This window comes from Vogesella sp. XCS3, from assembly GCF_020616155.1.
Classification (GTDB): Bacteria; Pseudomonadota; Gammaproteobacteria; order Burkholderiales; family Chromobacteriaceae; genus Vogesella.
The window spans coordinates 2,723,515-2,742,823 of sequence record NZ_CP085530.1 but is presented as its reverse complement, the minus strand read 5'-3'; the positions used below and the strand labels follow the sequence as shown (position 1 = coordinate 2,742,823).

Genomic DNA, 19,309 nt, shown 5'->3' with positions numbered 1-19,309 from the left:
ACCACGGACACAGCATGCAGCACACGACAGACGCCACCGCGACACCCGGCCCTTTTTCAGGCGATAGCCTGCGCGTTCTGGTGGTAGACGACGACCAGGCAATACGCGAGCTGGTCTGCCAATACCTGGGCGGTTTTGCCATGCTGGCCGAGGGCGCGGCAGACGGCCGCGAAATGGAAGCCTGGCTGGCGCGCCAGCATTTTGACGCCATCGTGCTGGACCTGATGCTGCCCGGCGAAAACGGCCTGAGCCTGTGCAAACGGCTGCGCAGCCAGTCCGATATCCCCATCCTGATGATGAGCGCGCGCAACGACCTGACCGAACGCATCATCAGCCTGGAAATCGGTGCTGACGACTTTCTGTCCAAACCGTTTGATACCCGCGAGCTGGTAGCCCGCCTGCACTCGGTACTGCGCCGCAACCGCAGCCAGGCCAGCCCGGCGCTGCCCGACAGCGGCCACCAGCGCATCCGCTTTGGCAACTGGCTGCTCAACAGCACCCTGCGCCAGCTGCACGACCCGCAGGGAACCGTGATCCCGCTATCCAGCGCCGAATTCCGCCTGCTATCGGTGCTGGTACAGCGCCCGCACACGGTGCTGGACCGCGAGCTGCTGCTGGACCTGACCCGCGGCGGCACGGTGGACGTATTCGACCGCAGCATCGACATCCTGATCTCGCGCCTGCGCGGCAAGCTGCGCGACGACCCGCGCAACCCGGCGCTGATCCGTACCGTGCGCGGCGAAGGCTATATGCTGGACGCGCACATCAGCGCCGCCTAGCCGCCACACGTAGCAAGGCCGCCCCGGCGGGGCGGCCTTGTGCGTTTAGCCTGCGGCCAACCTTACACCGCTAGCAGGCCACGTTTTTCCAGCATCGGCGCCGCCTGCGGGTCATGGCCGCGGAAGGCGCGGAACGCCGCCCGCTGCTCGCGCGCGTCGCCGGCGCTGTAGATGTAACGCTGCAGCTTGGCGGCCAGCGCGGCGTCAAACGGGTTGCCGGCTTCTTCAAACGCCGCAAACGCTTCGGCCTCCAGCACCTCGGCCCACATGTACACGTAGTAACCGGCGGCGTAGTAGTCGTCGGAAAACACGTGGCCAAAGTGCGGCAGGCGGTGGTTCATGCCCGCTTCCAGCGGCACGCCCAGGCGCGTACGCTCGGCGGCTTCAAAGGCCAGAATATCCACGCCGTCGGCGTCGTTGCGCTGGTGCAGCGCCAGGTCGATCAGCGTGGACGCGCTGTAGCGCACGGTCTCGAAGCCCTGGTTGAAGGTGCTGGCCGCCTTGATGGCCGCCACCAGCGCCGGCGGAATCGGCTCGCCGCTGTCCACATGGCGCGCGTGCTCGGCCAGCACTTCCGGCACCAGCGCCCAGTTTTCCAGCAGCTGCGACGGCAGCTCCACGTAGTCCTGCGGCGTATTGGGGCCGGACAGCAGGCGGTACTGCACGTCGGACAGCAGGCCGTGCAGCGCGTGGCCGAACTCGTGGAACAGCGTGCGCACGTCGTCAAAGCTCAGCAGGGTAGGGCCGCTGCCAGCCTTGGCAAAGTTGTTGTTGTTGATGACGATAGGCAGCACGCGGTCTGTGCCCTTGCCGCTTTGCTGCTGGAACAAGTGCATCCACGCCCCGCCGCGTTTGCCCTGGCGCGCGTAGTTGTCACCGATGAACAGGCCGATCACGGTGTCGTCGCGGCGCACTTCCCATACCCGCACGTCGGGGTGGTAGCGCGGCAGGTCGTCACGCGGGGCGAACTGCAGGCCAAACAGGCGGCCGGCCACATCGAACATGGCGGCCTGCATGCGCGGCAGGCTGAAGTAGGGCTTGATCTGGGCGTCGTCCAGCGCGTAGCGTGCCACGCGTACTTTTTCGGCCAGCAGCCACCAATCCCACGGCTGGATGTCTTGCGGCAGGCCCTGGCGCGCTGCTTCCTGCTGCAGCATGACTTTTTCGGCAGCAAAGCGTTGCTTGGCCGGCTCCCACACTTGCGCCAGCAGGTCGTACACCGCCTGCGGCTTGCCGGCCATGCGGTCTTCCAGCGCGTAGTCGGCGTAGCTGGCGTAGCCCAGCAGCGCGGCTTTCTCGGTACGCAGCGCCAGAATCTCGCGCGCCAGCGGCGCGTTGGCGCGCGCCGGGTTTTCGCCACGGCTGGTCCAGGCGCGCCACAGCTGTTCGCGCAGGTCGCGGCGGGTGGAGTAGGTCAGAAAACCGATGACCGCCGAACGCGACAGCGTCAGCGCGTAGCCATCCAGCCCGCGTTCGGTGGCGGCGTTGCGCGCGGCGTCCAGCACGTAGCCGGGCAGGCCGTCGATATCCTGCTCGCCCAGCGGCAGCACGTACTCGCCCTCGTCGGCCAGCACGTTCTGGCTGAACGCGGTTTGCAGCTCGGCCAGGCGCGACACGATGGCGGCAAAGCGGCTGCGCGCCTCGCCATCCAGCCGGGCGCCAGCACGCACGAAGTTGCGGTGCAGGCGTGCCAGCAGGCGCTGTTGTTCTTCGTCCAGCCCCAGCGCGGCGCGCTCGCGGTACACCGCGTCCAGGCGGGCAAACAGCGCGGCGTTCAGGTACACGCTGCTGTGGTGGGCGGCCAGGCGTGGCGCCATGTCGCGCTCCACCGCCTGCAGCGCGTCGCTGCCTACCGAGGCAGACAGGTTATCCAGCAACAGGCTGGCGCGTTCCAGCAGCAGGCCACTCCGGGCCAGTGCGGCAACGGTATTGGCAAAATCAGGGGCAGCCGGGTTGGCCGCAATGGTGTCCAGCTCGGCCTGATGGGCGGCGAACAGCGCCTCGAACGCCGGTACAAAGTGCGCGGCGTCGATCTGGTCGAACGGGGGAAACTGGTGGGGCGTATCCCAGTTGGCTAGCAGCGGATTGGTGCTCATGGCAGCCTTTCTGTCATGGAAGATGGCCGGGTAAGCCGGGATTTCACTGTATCACAAAGCCATGGCGGCCTTGGCGTGGCACAAACTGTCCTTTGGTGCCGGCCATCAGGCCGCCAGCACCCGCTGCGCCGCCACGTCGCCCCACCAGGCGGCTTCTTCAAACAGCGACAGGCCGGACAAATCGGCGTGGGCAAACAGGATGGGGCCGTCGGCAGCGCGCAGTGCGGCCAGCCCAGGGTTGGCCAGAAAGCCCGGCTGCGGGCTGGCCATGGCGTGGGCGCGCACGGTGAGGCGTGCGGCCAACATATGGCGGTGCAGGCGCGGCCCGTACACGGCGTACAGGTCGGCGGTGGCCTGCTCAAACAGCGCGTCGGCGCTGGCGGCGGCCAACCATGGCCGCGTGGCGGCGGGCGGCGCATCGGCAAAGGCGTGGTAAGTGGTAAACACCGTGCGCTCCGGCAGCGCGGCGCGGATCAGCTGATGGGTGGCCACCACGTAGCCCAGGCTGCGGCTGCCGTACACCACGTTGTCCCACGCCAGCGGCTGGCTGACCGGCTCGGCGGGGAAGCGCTCCAGCAGCACATTGCCCACCAGCCACGGCGCCCGCGGCGGCAGGTGGGCGTGCTGGAAGCCCAGCGCCGGCAGCTGCGGCAGCAGGTGCCAGGCCACGTGCAGCGGCGTGGCCACGATGACGCGCCGTGCAAGCAGCCGCTGCGCACCGGTAGCGTCGATGTAATCCACCAGCACCTGCTTGCCCTGCTGACGGATGCGCCAGGCGGCGCCATCCAGCTGCCTGTCGTGGCCGATGCGGCCGCGCATGTGGCGCAGCAGCGGGTTCAGCCCGTCCGGCCAGGTGAGCACCGCGCCGTCCTCGGCGTTGGCCGCATGGCCGCCACGGGCGGCAAAGTAGTGCAGGCCGGCCCACGCCGAGGTGTGCGCCAGCGTGCTGCCGTAATCGTCGCGGCAGCAGTAGTCCAGGTACCACAGCAGGCCGGGCGCGGTGTAACCGTGCGCCGCCAGCCAGCTGGCAAAGCTTTGCCTGTCCAGCGCGCGCCAGGCCGGGTCTTGCGACGCCAGCGCGGTAGGCACGGTAAACACGCGGCGGCCATCGGCACCGTGCTGTTGCTGCAATTGTTTCACGTGAAGCAAAAAGCGCTGCTGCTGCGCGTCGTCATCGGCGCCCAGGCCGCGCGGCAGCAGGCCATCCTGCCACTGGCCGTCGCGCCACAGCCGCTCGTCCGGCGCGTGCACCAGTACGCGTTCGTCAAACGTTGGCCGCAGGCTGTCGCTGCCGGCTTCAATCACGCCCATCTCGGCCAGCAGCGTGCGCACGTGCGCCGACTCGGGCGAGGGCAGCGGCAGGTAATGCGCGCCGGTGGGGTAGCGCCAGCCGTCGAAGGCACCGGCGGCGGCGTTGCCGTCCGGCTCCGGCCCGTTCAGCAGCACAAAGTCGCGGTAACCTTCGCGCGCCAGCCGCCAGCCGGCAAACAGGCCGGCCACGCCGCTGCCGACGATCACGGTGTCCACGCGCCGCTCGCTGCGTGGCGGCGGCAGCGTGGCGGCGTCGCGCAGGCGGTGGCCGGTGGCCATGCCAGGGCGCAGCACGTCCACCGGCAAGCCCCAGCCCAGCAGCTGCTGGCAGCCGGTGAGCAGCGGCAAGCCGGCCAGCGCGGCGGCGGTACGCAGAAAGTCGCGGCGCTGCATCAGCGGATCACCTGCGACCAGTCCTGCTCGAAGTAATGCACCAGGCGCTGGTCGTTCAGCTGGTTGGGCTCGACGCGCCACGGCCGCATGTCGGGCGGGAAGAAGAACATCTGCCGCGTGGCCTCGCGGTCGAGGAATTTCAGCGGCACGCGGTAGGCCTGCGGCGGCATGTAGCCGGGGCGATGGGCGGCAATGATGAAACCCCACTCGCCAAACGACGGCACGTAGGCGTGGTAGGGCGTGGTAGCCAGCCCGGCGGCGCGCAGCGTGGCGTTGATGCTCCAGTACGAACGCGGCGCGTGGTAGGGCGAGGTGGATTGCACCACGGCCAGGCCGTTGTCGGCCAGGTGGCGCGACAGCAGCCGGTACAGCGGCACCGAGTACAGCTTGCCCAGCGCAAAGCTGGACGGGTCGGGAAAGTCGACGATGATGGCGTCGAACACGTCGGGGTGCTGCTCCAGCCAGCGCGCGGCGTCGTCGTTGACCACGCGCAAGCGCGGGTTGCGCAGCGAGCCGCCGTTCAGCGCCAGCAGCGGCGCGCTGCGGCTGAACAGGCCGGTCATCGCCGGGTCCAGGTCCACCAGCGTCACCTGCTGCACATGGGGGTACTTCAGCACCTCGCGCGCGGCCAGGCCGTCGCCGCCGCCCAGGATCAGCACCTGCCGCGCCCACGGCAGCGCGCCCAGCACCGGGTGCACCAGCGCCTCGTGGTAGCGGTGCTCGTCGCGGCTGGAAAACTGCAGGTTGCCGTTGATGTACAGGCGCAGGTCGCCTTTCCAGCGCGTCAGCACCAGGCGCTGGTAGGGCGTGGTTTCGGCGTGGATGACGTCGTCGCCGTAGATGGCTTTTTCGTTCCAGCGCGTCAGCTCGTCGGCGGCGATGAAGCTGCCACCCAGCACCAGCAGCACCAGCAGGCTGCGCAGGTACTGCACGGTTGGCCGCAGCAGCTCGGCGCGGAACACGCGGCAGGTCCACAGCGCCACCGCCACGTTACTGAGGCCGAACAGCAGCGCCGAGCGCGCCAACCCCAAGCGCGGCGCCAGCACGATAGGGAACAGCAGCGATACCGCCAGCGCCCCCAGGTAGTCGAAGGTGAGCACGCGGCTCACCAGCTCGGCAAAGCGTTGCTGGCGCTGGTTCAGCGCACGCATCACCAGCGGAATCTCCATGCCCACCATGGCACCGGTGAGGAACACCAGCGCGTACAGCGTGAGGCGGAACGACTCGCCGCTCCAGGCAAACACCGCAAACAGCGCGCTGGCCGACAGGCCGCCCAGCAGCGCCACCAACAGCTCGATCTCGATGAAGGTGTCCAGCACGCGCTCGTCTTTCACGTACTGCGACAGGTGCGAGCCCACGCCCATGGCGAACAGGTAGCAGCCGATGATGGACGAGAACTGCAGCACCGAATCGCCCAGCAGGTAGCTGGCCAGCGCCCCGGCGATCAGCTCGTAGGCCAGGCCGCAGGACGCCACCACAAACACCGACAGGATAAGCAGACGATCGCGCATGCAGGCTTTCATGAAACGTGGGTAGAATGGCCAGCATTATTGCCCAAGCTTGCCAAGGACGCTGCATATGTCGACTGCCTTCCTGCCGGCCCTGTTGGCCTACCTGTCCTACCTGGGCAGCGGCGCGCTGCTGCTGGCGCTGTTTACCGTGCTGTACTGCCGCGTGACGCCGCTGGACGAAATGCAGCTGATCCGCCAGCACAACCAGGCGGCGGCACTGTCGTTTGGCGGCGCCTTGATCGGCTTTTCGCTGACACTGGCGTCCAGCGCCTGGCACCTGAATACGGTAGAAAAATTCCTGCTGTGGGGCGCACTGGCGCTGCTGGTGCAGATCGCCGTCCACATGTTGCTATCGCGCTGGGTGCGCGACCTGCAACAGGCGCTGCTGGACAACAACACCGCCATGGGCCTGCTGGCCGGCAGTGTGCAGCTGGCCGCAGGCGTGCTGAACGCCGGCAGCCTGTCCTGAAACGGCTGCGCGCTGCGCCGGGCAGCCGGCGCGATCAATTGTTTACGACCCGGCTGCGGCCAACCTTGATGGAGTCTTCGCCATGAGTCTGTTTTCCTTCATTTCCAAGCAGTTCATCGACATCCTGGAATGGCAGGAGGAGGGCGACGGCGTCCTGGCCTGGCGCTACCCGATGCAGGACAACGAAATCCAGTACGGTGCCAGCCTGACGGTGCGCGAATCGCAAATGGCGGTGTTCATCAACGAAGGCAAGATCGCCGACGTATTCGGCCCCGGCATGCACAAGCTCACCACGCAGACGCTGCCGGTGCTGACCTACCTGAAAAACTGGGACAAGCTGTTCGAATCGCCTTTCAAGTCCGACCTGGTGTTCTTCAGCACCCGGCTGCAGCTGGGGCGCAAATGGGGCACGCCGCAGCCGGTAACGCTGCGCGACCAGGATTTTGGCATGGTGCGGCTGCGCGCCTTCGGCATCTACAGCTACCGCATTACCGACCCCAAGCTGTTCTACACCGAAGTCAGCGGCACCCGCGAACGCTACACCGTGGACGACATGGAACAGCAGCTGCGTAACCAGGTGGTGGCCGGCATGGCCGGCGCGCTGGGCAGCAGCGGCGTGCCCTTCCTCGACATGGCGGCCAACCAGGGCCTGATGGCCAGCACGCTGCAGCAGGCATTGGCCCCCGCCTTCGCCCGCTACGGCCTGGCGCTGGACAGCTTTGCGGTAGAAAACATCTCGCTGCCGGAAGAGCTGCAAAAAGCCATCGACAAGCGCATCGCCATCGGCATGGCCGGCGACCTGAACCAGTACACCCGCTACCAGGCCGCCGAAGCCATCCCGCTGGCGGCGCAGAACGAAGGCGGCCTGGCCGGCCTGGGCGCCGCGCTGTCTGCCGGCATGGGCGTGGGGCAGGTGATGGGCCAGGCGCTGCAGCAAAGCCTGGCTACACCGGCAGCCGCCCCGGCTGCGACACCGGCCGCAGCACCCGCAGCCGACAGCCCGCAGGCCAAACTGGCGCAGCTGAAGGGGCTGCTGGACGCCGGCCTGATCACCCAGGCCGACTACGACACGGCCAAGGCCGACGTGCTGAAAAAGCTGGTGGGCTAAGCATGATCCACACTGCGGCCAACCCTGCCTGATGTACCACGTCGCCTGCCCCGCCTGCGGCGCCGACGTGCGCTTTCACGCCACCAGCTCGGTGCTGGCGGTGTGTAGCTATTGCCAGAGCACACTGCTGCGCGACGCCGACAGCGTGCGCGACATCGGCAAAATGGCCGCGCTGCTGGACGACTACTCGCCGCTACAAATCGCCGCCAGCGGCATCTGGTGCGGCCGCCAGTTCACCGTGGTTGGCCGCATCCAGCTGCAGTACGACGCCGGGGTGTGGAACGAGTGGCACATCCTGTTCGACGACGGCGAAAGCGCCTGGCTGGCCGATAGCGTGGGCCAGTACGTGCTGACCCAGGCACAAGGCCGCAGCGACAATGCCCCCGCGTTTGACAGCCTGCAAGCCGGCCAGCTCTGGCCACAGGGCAAAGACAGCTTCGTATTCTGCGACATCCGCCGCGCGCGCTGCGTGGCGGGCGAGGGCGAGCTGCCGCGCCAGCTGCAGCCCGGCTACGACGCGCCGGTAGCCGACGCCCGCTGCGGTGGCCGCTTCCTCACGCTGGACTACAGCGACGGCAGCCCGCCACAGCTGTACCTGGGCGAAGCGGTGACGCTGAAGCAGCTGAACATGCAGCGCCTGCGCGACGAGCGCATGATCAGCGCTGCCACCGGCAAGCTCAAAGGCAGCGTGCAGCAGCTGGCTTGTCCGCAATGCGGCGCCAGCCTGGACTACCGCGCCGGCAGCGCCACCCACCTGAACTGCCCGTCGTGCGGCAGCGAAGTGGACATCCAGGGCGAACGCGCCACCGTGCTGGGCCAGCACAAGGCGCAGCAAACCAGCACGCTGCGCTTTACGCTGGCCAACGGCAGCCAGGCCACCATAGACGGCAAAGTGTGGACCATCATCGGCCTGCTGGGCTGGCAGGAAAGCGAAGACCGCAACAGCAGCTGGAACGAGTACCTGCTATACGAACCGATACTGGGCCTGCGCTGGCTCACCGAAACCGGTAACGGCTGGTGGCTGGGCACGCTGATGGACATCTGGGTAGACCAGGCCGGCGCGCAGCAAGCCAGCTGGGGCAAGCAGCGCTTTGCCGCGCGCTACCCGGCCTACGACGCCCACATTGCCTACGCCGCGGGCGCCTTTCCGTGGCGCGCCCGCGTGGGCGAGCGCGTCAGCATCCGCGAATACATCAGCAGCGACGGCAACACCCTGCTGGCCAGCGAACAAAGCCCGCAGGAGCTGACCTGGAGCAGCAGCCGCAGCGTAAGCCCGGCCGAGCTGGCGCGCTGGTTTGGCAAAGCCGCCCCCGTGGCCACCGCATTCAAACCACAAGCTGCCGCCAGCAGCAAGGCGGCGCTACGCCCCGTGGCGATGGCCGCCAGCGTGCTGCTGTGGCTGGTGAACGCGCCGCTGATCCTGGGCGGCGACAGCGGCGGCGCGCTTACCCTGTGTTTCATTGCCACCGTCATCCTGTGGCTACCGCTGGGGGACTGACATGAGCCGCCTCACTTACATCCTGTACTGCCTGGCGATTGTCGCGGTGAGCACCGCCATCAACTACGCCAGCAATAGCGACGACGGCGGCAGCTACCGCAGCAGCAGCGGCTACTACGGCGGCAGCGGCGGCGGTTTTTCCGGCGGCCACAAATGAGCCACCTGGGCGAACACCTGCTGGCCGAGCTGTACCAGTGCCCGGCCTCCCTACTCGCCGACGCCGCCGGCGTGGAGCAGGCGCTGTACGCCGCCGCCCGCGCCGCCGGGGCGCACGTACTGGCCGGCCATTTCCACCATTTCGGCGCCGGCCTGGGCGTCACCGGCGTGCTGCTGCTGGCCGAATCGCACATCAGCATCCACACCTGGCCGGAACACGGCTACGCGGCGGTAGACCTGTTTCTGTGCGGCAGCGCCGCCCACGCCGCCGCGCTGGCGGTGCTGCAGCAGGCGCTGCAGGTTGGCCGCATCGAACAGCGCTGCTTGGCGCGTGGCCAACTGCCTGTGGCTATGCCTGTCTGAACCTCATTTTTGCCACGGAACACACTGAAAACACGGAAAGGAAAAGCGCCAGGGCTACCGCGCTGTGTGGTGCGCGGCTAGGTAGACATACCGGTTGACACTATTGCTTTGGCATGAAACGATAAAGCCATGAAACCAGCCCGCCTGTTCACCACCACAACCACCACCACGACCGCCATGCGGGGTCGGGGAGGTTGGCGGCTGTCGCGCTGAACCTCATCCACCCCGCCCATCCGGGCCGGGGTGACTTGCTCCTGTCCGCGGGCTTTATCCGTCAGGAGCCATCATGTCCCAACCCATCCGTAACGCACTGCTACTCATCGATATGCAGCATGGCTTGTACCATGCGCCCGACGCGCCCTGGCAGCGCGAAGCCTTGCTGGCCAATATCCAGCTGCTGATAAGCCAGGCACGCACCGCCGGCGCGCCTGTGCTGGCTGCCCGCCACACCGGGCCGGCCGGTTCGCCGATTGCAGCAGGCAGCGCCGCGTGGCAGCTGCTGCCTGAGCTGGGGCTAGACCCGGTGCATGACTATATTTTTGACAAGACCCGACCAGACTGCTTCATCGGCACCGGGCTGCAAAGCTGGCTGCAGGCGCGCAATATCGGCCAGCTGGTACTGGCCGGCATGAAAACCCAGTACTGCGTGGATACCACCTGCCGTGCGGCCAACGTACACGGGCTGCAATGCGTACTGGCGGCCGATGCCCATAGCTGCATGGATACGCCACAGTTGGCCGCCAGCCAGATCATCGCCCACCACAACGCCACGCTGCACGGGGCGTTTGCGCAGGTGGTGCCCAGCGGCCAGATCGTATTTCAGGCCTAGCGCGTTAGAACAAGCCGCCCTGCGGCGCCGGTAGCGCCCAGTCGATTGCCTCGCGGCCGTGCGCCTGTAACCAGGCGTTGGCCTGCGAGAACGGGCGCGAGCCGAAAAAGCCGCGGCTGGCCGACAGTGGCGACGGGTGCACGGCCTTGAACACGCCGTGGCGGCTGGCGTCGATGCGCTCGGCCTTGCCCTGCGCCCAGTTACCCCACAGCAAAAACACGCAGCCGGGGTTGTGCGCGTTCACCGCGTCGATCAGCGCGTCGGTCACCGCCTGCCAGCCGAACTTGCCGTGGCTGCCGGCGCAGTCGGCTTCCACCGTCAGCGAGGTGTTCAGCAGCAGCACCCCCTGTTGCGCCCAGTGGGTCAGGTCGCCGTGGCTGGCAGGCGCGATGCCAAGGTCGCTGGCCAGCTCCTTGTACATATTGCGCAGGCTGGGCGGGATCTTCACCCCGGCCGGTACCGAAAAGCTCAGCCCCATCGCCTCGCCGGCGCCGTGGTAGGGATCTTGCCCCAGGATCACCACGCGCACGGCGGCCGGGTCTACGTGCTGCAGCGCGTGGAATATCTGCCCGGCCGGCGGGTAGATGACGGCACCGCCAGCGGCACGTTCGGCGAGCTTGGCCTCAATTTGCTGCAAATTGGCTGCAATAGCCGGCTGCTGCAGCACGGCTTGCCAGGCGGCGGGCAGGGTGGCCAGGGCGGGGGCGAGGTAGTGCATGGCAAGTTTCCAGTAGAAAAAAGGCAAAAACAAAGCCGCCCGACAGGGGCGGCTTGGCGGTACAGCAACGGGCGCTCAGTAGTGCGCCATGCTCGGGTCCACATCGTTGGCCCAGGCTTCCACGCCGCCGCGCAGGCTCAGCACCTGCTCGAAACCGGCGTTCTGCAGGAACAGGCCTACCTGGAAGCTACGCACGCCGTGGTGGCAGATGGTAACAATGGGCGCGTCGTCCGGCAGCTCGTTGTGGCGCAACGGAATCAGGTGCATGACGATCTGCTGCGAGCCGGGGATGCGGCACAGCGCCACTTCCCAGTCTTCGCGCACGTCCAGCAGGTAGGGCTGGGGGCGGCTGCTGTCTGCCAGCCAGGCCGCCAGCTCTACGGCGTTGATTTCGCGGATCATCAGAAGCTGAAGCGCGACGGCTCGATGGCGTCCAGCTGCTGCAGGCGCGGCAGGTTGGTGTCGAAGCTTACCGCTTCCTGGTAGGCGTTTTCGCCCACACGGGTAATGACCTTGGCAATCATCACCGGGGCATCGCCCACGATCACGGCCAGGCGGCCACCTACGGCCAGCTGGGCTTTCAGCGCTTCGGGCACTACCGGGGTGGAGCCGCCAACGCAGATCACGTCGAACGGGGCCTGGCCTGGCAGGCCTTCGATACCGTTACCCACGCTGAGGGTCACGTTGCGGATGCCGGCGGTTTTCAGGTTGGCCGCAGCACGTTCGCTTTGCTCGGCGTCCAGGTCCACGCTGTACACGTGCTGGCTCACAGCGGCCAGCAGGGCGGTGAGGTAGCCGCTACCGGTACCCACTTCCAGTACCTTGTCGCTGGCTTTTACTTGCAGGTCTTGCAGCAGACGGGCTTCGACTTTCGGCTCCAGCATGGCGGTGCCGTTTTCCAGTGGCAGCTGCATGTCCACAAACGCCAGCTGGCGCTTTTCTACCGGCACGAAGTCTTCGCGCTTCACGTGAAACAGCAGGTCGAGAATGGAGGTGTCGAGCACATCCCACGGACGGATTTGCTGCTCAACCATGTTGAAACGGGCTTGTTCGAAATTCATTCGGAAACTCCGGGGGATCCAAGACAAATAGACTAAGGGCGATTCTGAAAGCCGGGCTGTGGCAACCCCGCTTCCACAATCGTCCACTAGATGGCAACTTGCGATTATCCCACATTTACCTTACCTTCACAGCATCGCTAGGGGTCCTGCGGCGCTTGTGTACCATTCGCACCAATGTGCAGATGGCATAAGTGCGGCGGGTGAGAGTTACCCTTCGAACCTGACCCGGATAATACCGGCGTAGGGAAGCGTAATCTGCAGACACCGCCCGCCGCGCCTTGTTCCGCCCGGCTTGCGGCCAACCTTGCAGCCGGGCCAGCCCGGGCCGCTCCTTGCGCCGTTTCATCGCCTTGGAGAACCCGCACCGATGAACGCGCCTGCAACACTGAACACCCAGATGGTAGTGGATTCCGCCGCCATCCAGCCACTGCCTAATTCCCGCAAGATCTACGTTGGCGGCAGCCGCCCCGATATCCGCGTGCCGATGCGCGAAATCAGCCAGGCCGACACGCCCACACAGTTTGGTGGCGAAGCCAACCCGCCCATCTATGTATACGACACCAGCGGCCCCTACACCGACCCGCACGCGCAGATCGACATCCGCTCCGGCCTGCCGGCGCTGCGTGCCGCCTGGATTACCGAACGCGACGACACCCAGCTGCTGCCCGGCCTGTCCAGCGACTACGGCCGCGCCCGCGAAGCCGACCCCAAGCTGGCCGACCTGCGCTTTAACCTGACGCGCCAGCCGCGCCGCGCCAAGCCCGGCCTGAACGTGACCCAGATGCACTACGCCCGCCGCGGCATCATCACCCCCGAGATGGAATACGTCGCCATCCGCGAAAACCTGAACCGCCAGGCCTATATCGAGTCGCTCCAGGCCACAGGCAACACCCGCCTGCTAGAGCTGATGACGCGCCAGCACGCCGGCCACAGCTTTGGCGCCCAGCTGCCGGACACCATCACCGCCGAGTTCGTGCGCCAGGAAATCGCCGCCGGCCGCGCCATCATCCCCAACAACATCAACCACCCCGAAAGCGAGCCGATGATCATCGGCCGCAACTTCCTGGTAAAAATCAACGGCAATATCGGCAATAGCGCGGTAACGTCGTCGATCAGCGAAGAAGTGGACAAAATGACCTGGGGCATCCGCTGGGGCGCCGACACCATCATGGACCTGTCCACCGGCAAGAACATCCACGAAACCCGCGAGTGGATCCTGCGCAACAGCCCGGTACCCATCGGCACCGTACCCATCTACCAGGCGCTGGAAAAGGTCAACGGCAAGGCCGAAGACCTGACCTGGGAAATTTTCAAGGACACGCTGATCGAGCAAGCCGAGCAGGGCGTGGACTACTTCACCATCCACGCCGGCGTGCTGCTGCGCTACGTACCGATGACCGCCGGCCGCATGACCGGCATCGTGTCGCGCGGCGGCTCCATCATGGCCAAATGGTGTCTGGCGCATCACCAGGAAAACTTCCTGTACACGCACTTTGCCGAGATCTGCGACATCATGAAGGCCTACGACGTGGCCTTCAGCCTGGGCGACGGCCTGCGCCCCGGCAGTGCCTGGGACGCCAACGACGCCGCGCAGCTGGGCGAGCTCAAAACCCTGGGCGAGCTCACGCAAATCGCCTGGCAGCACGACGTACAAGTGATGATCGAAGGCCCCGGCCACGTGCCGATGCAGCTCATCAAAGAGAATATGGATAAAGAGCTGGAATGGTGCCACGAAGCGCCGTTCTACACCCTGGGCCCGCTCACCACCGACATCGCCCCCGGCTACGACCACATCACCAGCGCCATCGGCGCCGCGCAGATCGGCTGGTACGGCACCGCCATGCTGTGCTACGTCACCCAGAAAGAACACCTGGGCCTGCCCAACAAGCACGACGTGAAAGAAGGCATCATCACCTACAAGCTGGCCGCCCACGCCGCCGACCTGGCCAAAGGCCACCCCGGCGCGCAGATCCGCGACAACGCGCTGTCCAAGGCACGCTTCGAGTTCCGCTGGGAAGACCAGTTCAACCTGGGCCTGGACCCGGACAAGGCGCGCGAATTCCACGACGAAACCCTGCCCAAGGACAGCGCCAAGGTGGCGCACTTCTGCAGCATGTGCGGCCCGCACTTCTGCAGCATGAAGATCACCCAGGACGTGCGCGAATTCGCCGCCAAGCAAGGCATCAGCGAGCAGGACGCGCTGCAAAAGGGCATGGAAGTAAAAGCCATCGAGTTCGTGAAAGGCGGCGCCAAGCTGTACGACAAGGCCTAAACGGCGATTGCTTCACGTGAAACAAAAAGGTTGGCCGCAGCGATGCGGCCAACCTTTTTGCGATGAAAACAGTACCAATGTTTACGTAGAACCTTGCTTACCCGCCTCTTGCTGCTTTACCTGCTCCAGCAGCGCCTGGAACCAGTCCAGCCCGCGCAGATTCTCCAGATGGGGGTCGGTGCTCAGGTGGGCAAAGTCGGGCACCAAACCGGCGGTGCGGATTTCATCCAACAAGGCATACGTTTCTTTCAACAATGTGCAGGCTTCGTCGGGGCGCTGTTGTACGGCGCGCAGGCAGGCGAGGTTGTAGTGGCTGCTCTTCGCACCCTTATTCTTCGCTAGTAGTAGTACTTCTTCAGCTCTGGCAAGCTTGGTTTGCCGCTCGTCACCTTGCAAGGTAAGCGCCCAATCCAACAAGGCATTGCCCCAGTTAGAGTAGGCCTCAGCAAAGTACGGTTTCAGGCGGTTTGCCTCGGCATAGCGCTGATCGGCCTCGGCAAAACGCTGCTGCTGTGCCTCGCCCGTCAGGGTATTAGCCCAATCCGACAAGGCATTGCCCCAGTTGTTGCTGGCTTCCGCGGACGGCTCCAAAAGATGTGAACGCTGGTATCCATCACAAATGAGCTGGAAGTCTTTACCTGCATGCTGTTCGGCATACGCCAGGTTGAACCAGACGTTGGCATCCTGACTCTCGATCAAGCTGAGTAGCTCCCATAGTGGTTTAGCTATAACCCAGTTTTTTTGATGGTGCGCGGCCCATGCCTGCTCAATCAGTTTGACTACCTGTGGTGGCTTTACCATTTTGAGTTTTTCAAGAACATCGGCCGATAGCTTGTCAGAGATTGCATCAGCATTCGGAATGAGACTGGCTTGCTTGCTGAAATTTTCAATCAACTGCTCTGCGTGGCGCAAAGCAATCTCAGCTTTCTGCTTAGCAGCATCAGCCTCCTTCAGTTTGACCTCTACTTCATCATGCTTACGGCTCAACCAGACGGACAGACCGATACCTGCCAAAGCCATAACCAAGCCTAGAGCCGTTAGCCACCAATCCACCGACTTGCGGCCAACTTCCAGCGCGTCCTTGGCCACATCGATGGCCTGCTTTTCGCCTTCGATAGTTTTGGCCACGCTGGCAGCAGCCGCACTGGCCACCAGCGGCACTTGCGCCTGGGCGGCACTGGCGCTGATCTGGCGGATGGCCTGCTGCTGCGCCGGGGTAAACGGTGCGCTGGCGGGCTGGGCGGCAACAGCAAGGTTGGCCGCACACAGCGCGGCGGCGAGCAGGGCGGGGCGAACGAGGCGGGCTGGGCTGGGCATGGCGGGTTTCCGGCGGGCAATGCCGTATTCTATCAGCATCAACCGTGCGCAGCCGCCTGCGCCGGCGCTTGCATCGCGGCGGGGGGCAGGGTCAAATGGGCGCATTGCACCCAGACACCCGCCATGACCCAGCCCCGCGTCACCTTACCCCTGCTGTTACTGCTACCCGTCCTGGCCCTGGGCCAGGTAGCTGCCATGCCTGACAGCAGCGGGGACGACTGACCGGCCCTGCTGGAAAACAGCGCCCGCCCGGCCATGCAGGGCAAGCTGGAGGAGTCCGAGCAGCAGCTGCGCGCCTTGCTGGCACGCGCACCGGCCAGCCAGCCGGCGCTGCAGGCGGATATATTGCACCGGCTGCAATTTGTGCTGCGCAGCCGCCAGCAAACCGCCGCCGCCCTCGTAGCTGCCAGCCAGGCGCTGGCGCTGCGCCAGCAGGCTTTTGGGCCGAACCACCTGCTGGTAGCCGAATCGCAGCAAGCCTACGCCCGACTGCTGGCGCAGGCAGGCCAGCCGGCAGCGGCCGAAACGCAGCTACAGACGGCTTTGCAGGTACGGGAAAGCCTGGCAGGCAAAACCAGCCTGCCGGCAGCAGACTCGCGCCATACGCTGGGCCTGTTTTACCAGCAGCAGCAACAGCCGGAGAAAGCGGCCAACTACCTGACGCAGGCACTGGCCATACGCCAGGCACTACTACCCGCCGACCACCCCGACACGCTTTACACCCAGGCCCGCCTGGGCGCGGCACTGCAGCAGCAAAAGCAATACGAGCGCGCCATAGGCTTGCTGCAAAGCGCGCTGGACGGCGAAACGCGGCGCGGCAACGCCGACGGCCTGCACGCGGCCATCATTACGCGCGAGCTGGCTTACTGCTACCACTACCTGCAGGACTACCCCAGCGCCGAGGCGCTATACCAGCAAGCCCTCACTCTGCTGGCGCTGAACCTGGGCAACCAGCACCACGCCTACGCCATCACCCAGCAGGCGCTGGGCTGGCTGTACATCAGCAGCCAGCGCGAAAGCCAGGGCCGCGCGCTGCTGGAAAACGCCCGCCAGCTGCTGCAACAAGCCGACAAGCCGCCCACGCAACGCAAATAAGGGTTGCAAAAAACGCGCAAGCAGCCAGCCGGAAGACATTTTTCGTCAAACGGTCATGTCTTTGCGGCTTCAACACGATATGATTAACGTTTAAAGAATTCCGCAACGTGCAGGCCGCCGCACCACTCACTGCGACAGGCCAGACTTGATACGCCAGCCCGGCATGGCGCCCAACTCACAAAGAAACGCATATGAAAAAACGCCTCGCAACGACTGTCATTGTTACCAGCCTGATGCTTGCCGCACCGGCCTTTGCCGGTATCAAGGAAGGCCGTACCGCCTTCAACAAGGGTGACTTTGCCGCGGCACTGCGCGAGTGGACGCCGGCAGCCGAGCAGGGCAACGCCAGCCTGCAATACCAGCTGGGCGAGCTGTATCGCAAAGGCCTGGGTACACCGGTAAACCTGGAACAGGCGGCCAACTGGTACCGCAAAGCCGCCGAGCAAGGCTACGCCGATGCACAGCTGAACCTGGGCCAGCTGTACGAAAAAGGCAATGGCGTAACACAAGACCTGGCCACCGCCGCCAGCTGGTACCGCAAGGCCGCCGAGCAGGGCAATACCGTTGCGCAAACCAACCTGGCCGCCCTGTACCAGAGCGGCCGCGTGCAGCAGCTGGATGTTACCGGTGCCGCCTACTGGTACCGCAAAGCCGCCAAGAGCGGTAACGCCCAGGCACAAACCAACCTGGCAGACATGGTACAAAACGGCACCGGCATCCCGTCCAACGCCGCCCAGGCCGCCACCCTGTACCGTAAAGCCGCCGAACAAGGCATCGCCCAGGCGCAGTACAACCTGGGTGTGCAGTACCAACAAGGCCGTGGCGTAGAAAAAAGCCCGGTAGAAGCCGCCAAGTGGTTCCGCAAAGCCGCCGAGCAGGGTTATGTCGAAGCGCAATCCAGCCTGGCCACCATGTTCCATAACGGCGTAGGCGTACCGCAAGACTACACCGCCGCCGCCGAATGGTTTGCCAAGGCCGCCGAGCAAGGCGACGCCGATGCCCAGTTCAGCCTGGCGCAGATGTACCAGCAGGGCCGTGGCGTAGAGCAGGATTACGTGAATGCGGCCAACTGGTTCCGCAAAGCCGCCGTTCAGGGCCACCCGAATGCACAGGCCGTGCTGGGTAACCTGTACCAGAGCGGGCTGGGCGTACCGAAAGACCCGGCACAAGCCGCGGTATGGCACCGTCGCGCTACCGAACAGCTGGCCGCCAGCTGGTTCGTGAAAGCCGCCGAGCAGGGCGATGCCAACGCGCAGTACAGCCTGGGCCAGATGCTGGAAAAAGGCCAGGGCACCGCACAAGACCTGGCCGATGCGGCCATGTGGTACAACAAGGCCGCCAACCAGGGCCACGCCGGCGCGCAAACCAGCCTGGCGCAGCTGTACGAGAAGGGCAACGAGCTGCCACAGGATTACGCGCAGGCCGCCAGCTGGTACGCCAAGGCAGCCGCACAGGGCGACGCGCAGGCGCAAGCCAGCCTGGCTGCACTGCACATGAAAGGCAACGGCGTACCGTTCGACCCGAAACGCGCCTTTGCCCTGAACCAGCAAGCCGCCGCGCAGGACAACGTCGCCGCACAGGTAGCGCTGGCCGCCCAGTATTACAACGGCCAGGGTACCGAGCAGAACTACGAGCAAGCGGCCAACTGGTACCGCAAAGCGGCCAAGAGCGGTAACGCCGATGCGCAGTTCAGCCTGGGTGGCCTGTACGAAAACGGCCAGGGCGTGAAACAGAGCAACGACGAAGCTGTGGCCTGGTACCGCAAGGCAGCCGCACAGTACAACGTAGGCGGCCTGAACAACCTGGGCGTGATGTACTACTACGGCCAGGGCGTACCGAAAGACGCTACCGTGTCCTACGCGTTGCATAACCTGGCACGCGCCCAGGGCGACACGCTGGCAGCCAACAACCTGTCGCAGCTGGAACAGGACATGGGCCGCGCCCAGCTGGCGCGTGCACAGGACCTGTCCCGCCGCATGAACGTACCGGGCAAGCTGCTGGCCGAGATCGAACGCTACGTCGTCTATGTTCGCCCGGCACTGGCTGGCCGCACGGTAAAAGCCGCCAAACCATCGGCCAAAGTGGCTGACAAAGCCGCCGCCCCCGAAGCACCAGCTGCCGCGACCCCAGCGAAAACCGCCAAACCATCGGCCAAGGCCAGCAAGATGAAGGCCGCCGCCAGCCAGGTATTCACCGAACTGTCGGCACAGCTGAACGCTGCCGTGGCACCGGAAGCAGCACCGGTTAAAAAGTAAACCGGCACCGCTCACCCACACCGCAGCCTGGCGCTGCGGTTTTTTTTTGCTTTGCCGGCCCACACCGCAGCAGGTACA

The 19,309-nt window shown here is 65.5% G+C and carries 17 protein-coding genes and 1 riboswitch; of the genes, 10 read left to right on the top strand and 7 right to left on the bottom strand.

Features of this window, described 5'->3' with window-relative positions; all coding sequences use genetic code 11:
• Positions 1–14: 14 nt before the first annotated feature.
• Positions 15–779, top strand: a complete 765-nt coding sequence (locus LCH97_RS13085; protein ID WP_227302076.1) for a response regulator — start codon at positions 15–17, stop codon at positions 777–779.
• Positions 780–841: 62 nt separating this feature from the next.
• On the opposite strand, the gene LCH97_RS13080 is transcribed toward LCH97_RS13085, so the two are convergent.
• The 3 genes from LCH97_RS13080 to LCH97_RS13070 all read right to left on the bottom strand — a co-directional run bounded on the left by LCH97_RS13080 (position 842) and on the right by LCH97_RS13070 (position 6,090).
• Positions 842–2,875 (bottom strand): M3 family metallopeptidase, encoded by a 2,034-nt coding sequence (locus tag LCH97_RS13080; RefSeq protein WP_227302075.1) that lies wholly within the window; start codon positions 2,873–2,875, stop codon positions 842–844.
• A gap of 105 nt (positions 2,876–2,980) precedes the next feature.
• Positions 2,981–4,579: an NAD(P)/FAD-dependent oxidoreductase gene (locus LCH97_RS13075; RefSeq protein ID WP_227302074.1), complete on the bottom strand. Its 1,599-nt coding sequence runs from the start codon at positions 4,577–4,579 to the stop codon at positions 2,981–2,983.
• A complete protein-coding gene (locus LCH97_RS13070; protein ID WP_227302073.1) occupies positions 4,579–6,090 on the bottom strand; it encodes a polyamine aminopropyltransferase in 1,512 nt (503 codons plus the stop codon). Before LCH97_RS13070 ends, LCH97_RS13075 begins: the two co-directional genes overlap by 1 nt.
• Positions 6,091–6,157: 67 nt before the next feature.
• Between LCH97_RS13070 and LCH97_RS13065 the strand changes: the two genes are divergently transcribed.
• From LCH97_RS13065 to LCH97_RS13040, 6 genes are all read left to right on the top strand, one after another.
• Positions 6,158–6,559 (top strand): DUF350 domain-containing protein, encoded by a 402-nt coding sequence (locus LCH97_RS13065; protein WP_227302072.1) that lies wholly within the window; start codon positions 6,158–6,160, stop codon positions 6,557–6,559.
• Between the two features lie 88 nt (positions 6,560–6,647).
• Positions 6,648–7,667: an SPFH domain-containing protein gene (locus tag LCH97_RS13060; RefSeq protein ID WP_227305357.1), complete on the top strand. Its 1,020-nt coding sequence runs from the start codon at positions 6,648–6,650 to the stop codon at positions 7,665–7,667.
• A gap of 31 nt (positions 7,668–7,698) precedes the next feature.
• Entirely contained in the window at positions 7,699–9,165 is a 1,467-nt protein-coding gene (locus LCH97_RS13055; RefSeq protein WP_227302071.1) for a DUF4178 domain-containing protein, read from the top strand.
• A 1-nt stretch (position 9,166) separates the two neighbouring features.
• Positions 9,167–9,322 (top strand): hypothetical protein, encoded by a 156-nt coding sequence (locus LCH97_RS13050; RefSeq protein ID WP_227302070.1) that lies wholly within the window; start codon positions 9,167–9,169, stop codon positions 9,320–9,322.
• Complete coding sequence (gene speD / locus LCH97_RS13045; RefSeq protein WP_227302069.1) at positions 9,319–9,684, top strand: adenosylmethionine decarboxylase; 366 nt, start codon at positions 9,319–9,321, stop codon at positions 9,682–9,684. Before LCH97_RS13050 ends, speD begins: the two co-directional genes overlap by 4 nt.
• A gap of 286 nt (positions 9,685–9,970) precedes the next feature.
• Positions 9,971–10,513, top strand: coding sequence for a cysteine hydrolase family protein (locus LCH97_RS13040; RefSeq protein WP_227302068.1), 543 nt, complete (start codon positions 9,971–9,973; stop codon positions 10,511–10,513).
• A gap of 4 nt (positions 10,514–10,517) precedes the next feature.
• Here the strand turns inward: LCH97_RS13040 and ung are convergent, their stop codons facing one another.
• The 3 genes from ung to LCH97_RS13025 form a co-directional block, all read right to left on the bottom strand.
• Positions 10,518–11,231 carry a uracil-DNA glycosylase gene (gene ung / locus LCH97_RS13035; RefSeq protein ID WP_227302067.1) on the bottom strand — a complete coding sequence of 238 codons (714 nt, stop codon included), beginning with the start codon at positions 11,229–11,231 and terminating at the stop codon, positions 10,518–10,520.
• A 75-nt stretch (positions 11,232–11,306) separates the two neighbouring features.
• Positions 11,307–11,633 (bottom strand): rhodanese-like domain-containing protein, encoded by a 327-nt coding sequence (locus LCH97_RS13030; RefSeq protein WP_227302066.1) that lies wholly within the window; start codon positions 11,631–11,633, stop codon positions 11,307–11,309.
• Entirely contained in the window at positions 11,633–12,292 is a 660-nt protein-coding gene (locus tag LCH97_RS13025) for a protein-L-isoaspartate O-methyltransferase (RefSeq protein ID WP_017507729.1), read from the bottom strand. The genes LCH97_RS13030 and LCH97_RS13025 overlap by 1 nt, the downstream gene beginning before the upstream one ends.
• 129 nt (positions 12,293–12,421) lie before the next feature.
• Positions 12,422–12,556, top strand: a riboswitch (TPP riboswitch).
• A gap of 103 nt (positions 12,557–12,659) precedes the next feature.
• Between LCH97_RS13025 and thiC the strand changes: the two genes are divergently transcribed.
• Positions 12,660–14,564 carry a phosphomethylpyrimidine synthase ThiC gene (gene thiC, locus LCH97_RS13020; RefSeq protein WP_227302065.1) on the top strand — a complete coding sequence of 635 codons (1,905 nt, stop codon included), beginning with the start codon at positions 12,660–12,662 and terminating at the stop codon, positions 14,562–14,564.
• A gap of 81 nt (positions 14,565–14,645) precedes the next feature.
• Here thiC and LCH97_RS13015 read toward each other — a convergent pair whose 3' ends face one another.
• Positions 14,646–15,920, bottom strand: a complete 1,275-nt coding sequence (locus LCH97_RS13015) for a hypothetical protein (protein ID WP_227302064.1) — start codon at positions 15,918–15,920, stop codon at positions 14,646–14,648.
• A 216-nt stretch (positions 15,921–16,136) separates the two neighbouring features.
• On the opposite strand from LCH97_RS13015, the gene LCH97_RS13010 reads away from it, so the two are divergent.
• Entirely contained in the window at positions 16,137–16,976 is an 840-nt protein-coding gene (locus LCH97_RS13010; protein ID WP_227302063.1) for a tetratricopeptide repeat protein, read from the top strand.
• Positions 16,977–17,167: 191 nt separating this feature from the next.
• Positions 17,168–19,231 (top strand): tetratricopeptide repeat protein, encoded by a 2,064-nt coding sequence (locus LCH97_RS13005; protein WP_227302062.1) that lies wholly within the window; start codon positions 17,168–17,170, stop codon positions 19,229–19,231.
• The last annotated feature ends 78 nt before the right edge of the window (positions 19,232–19,309 follow it).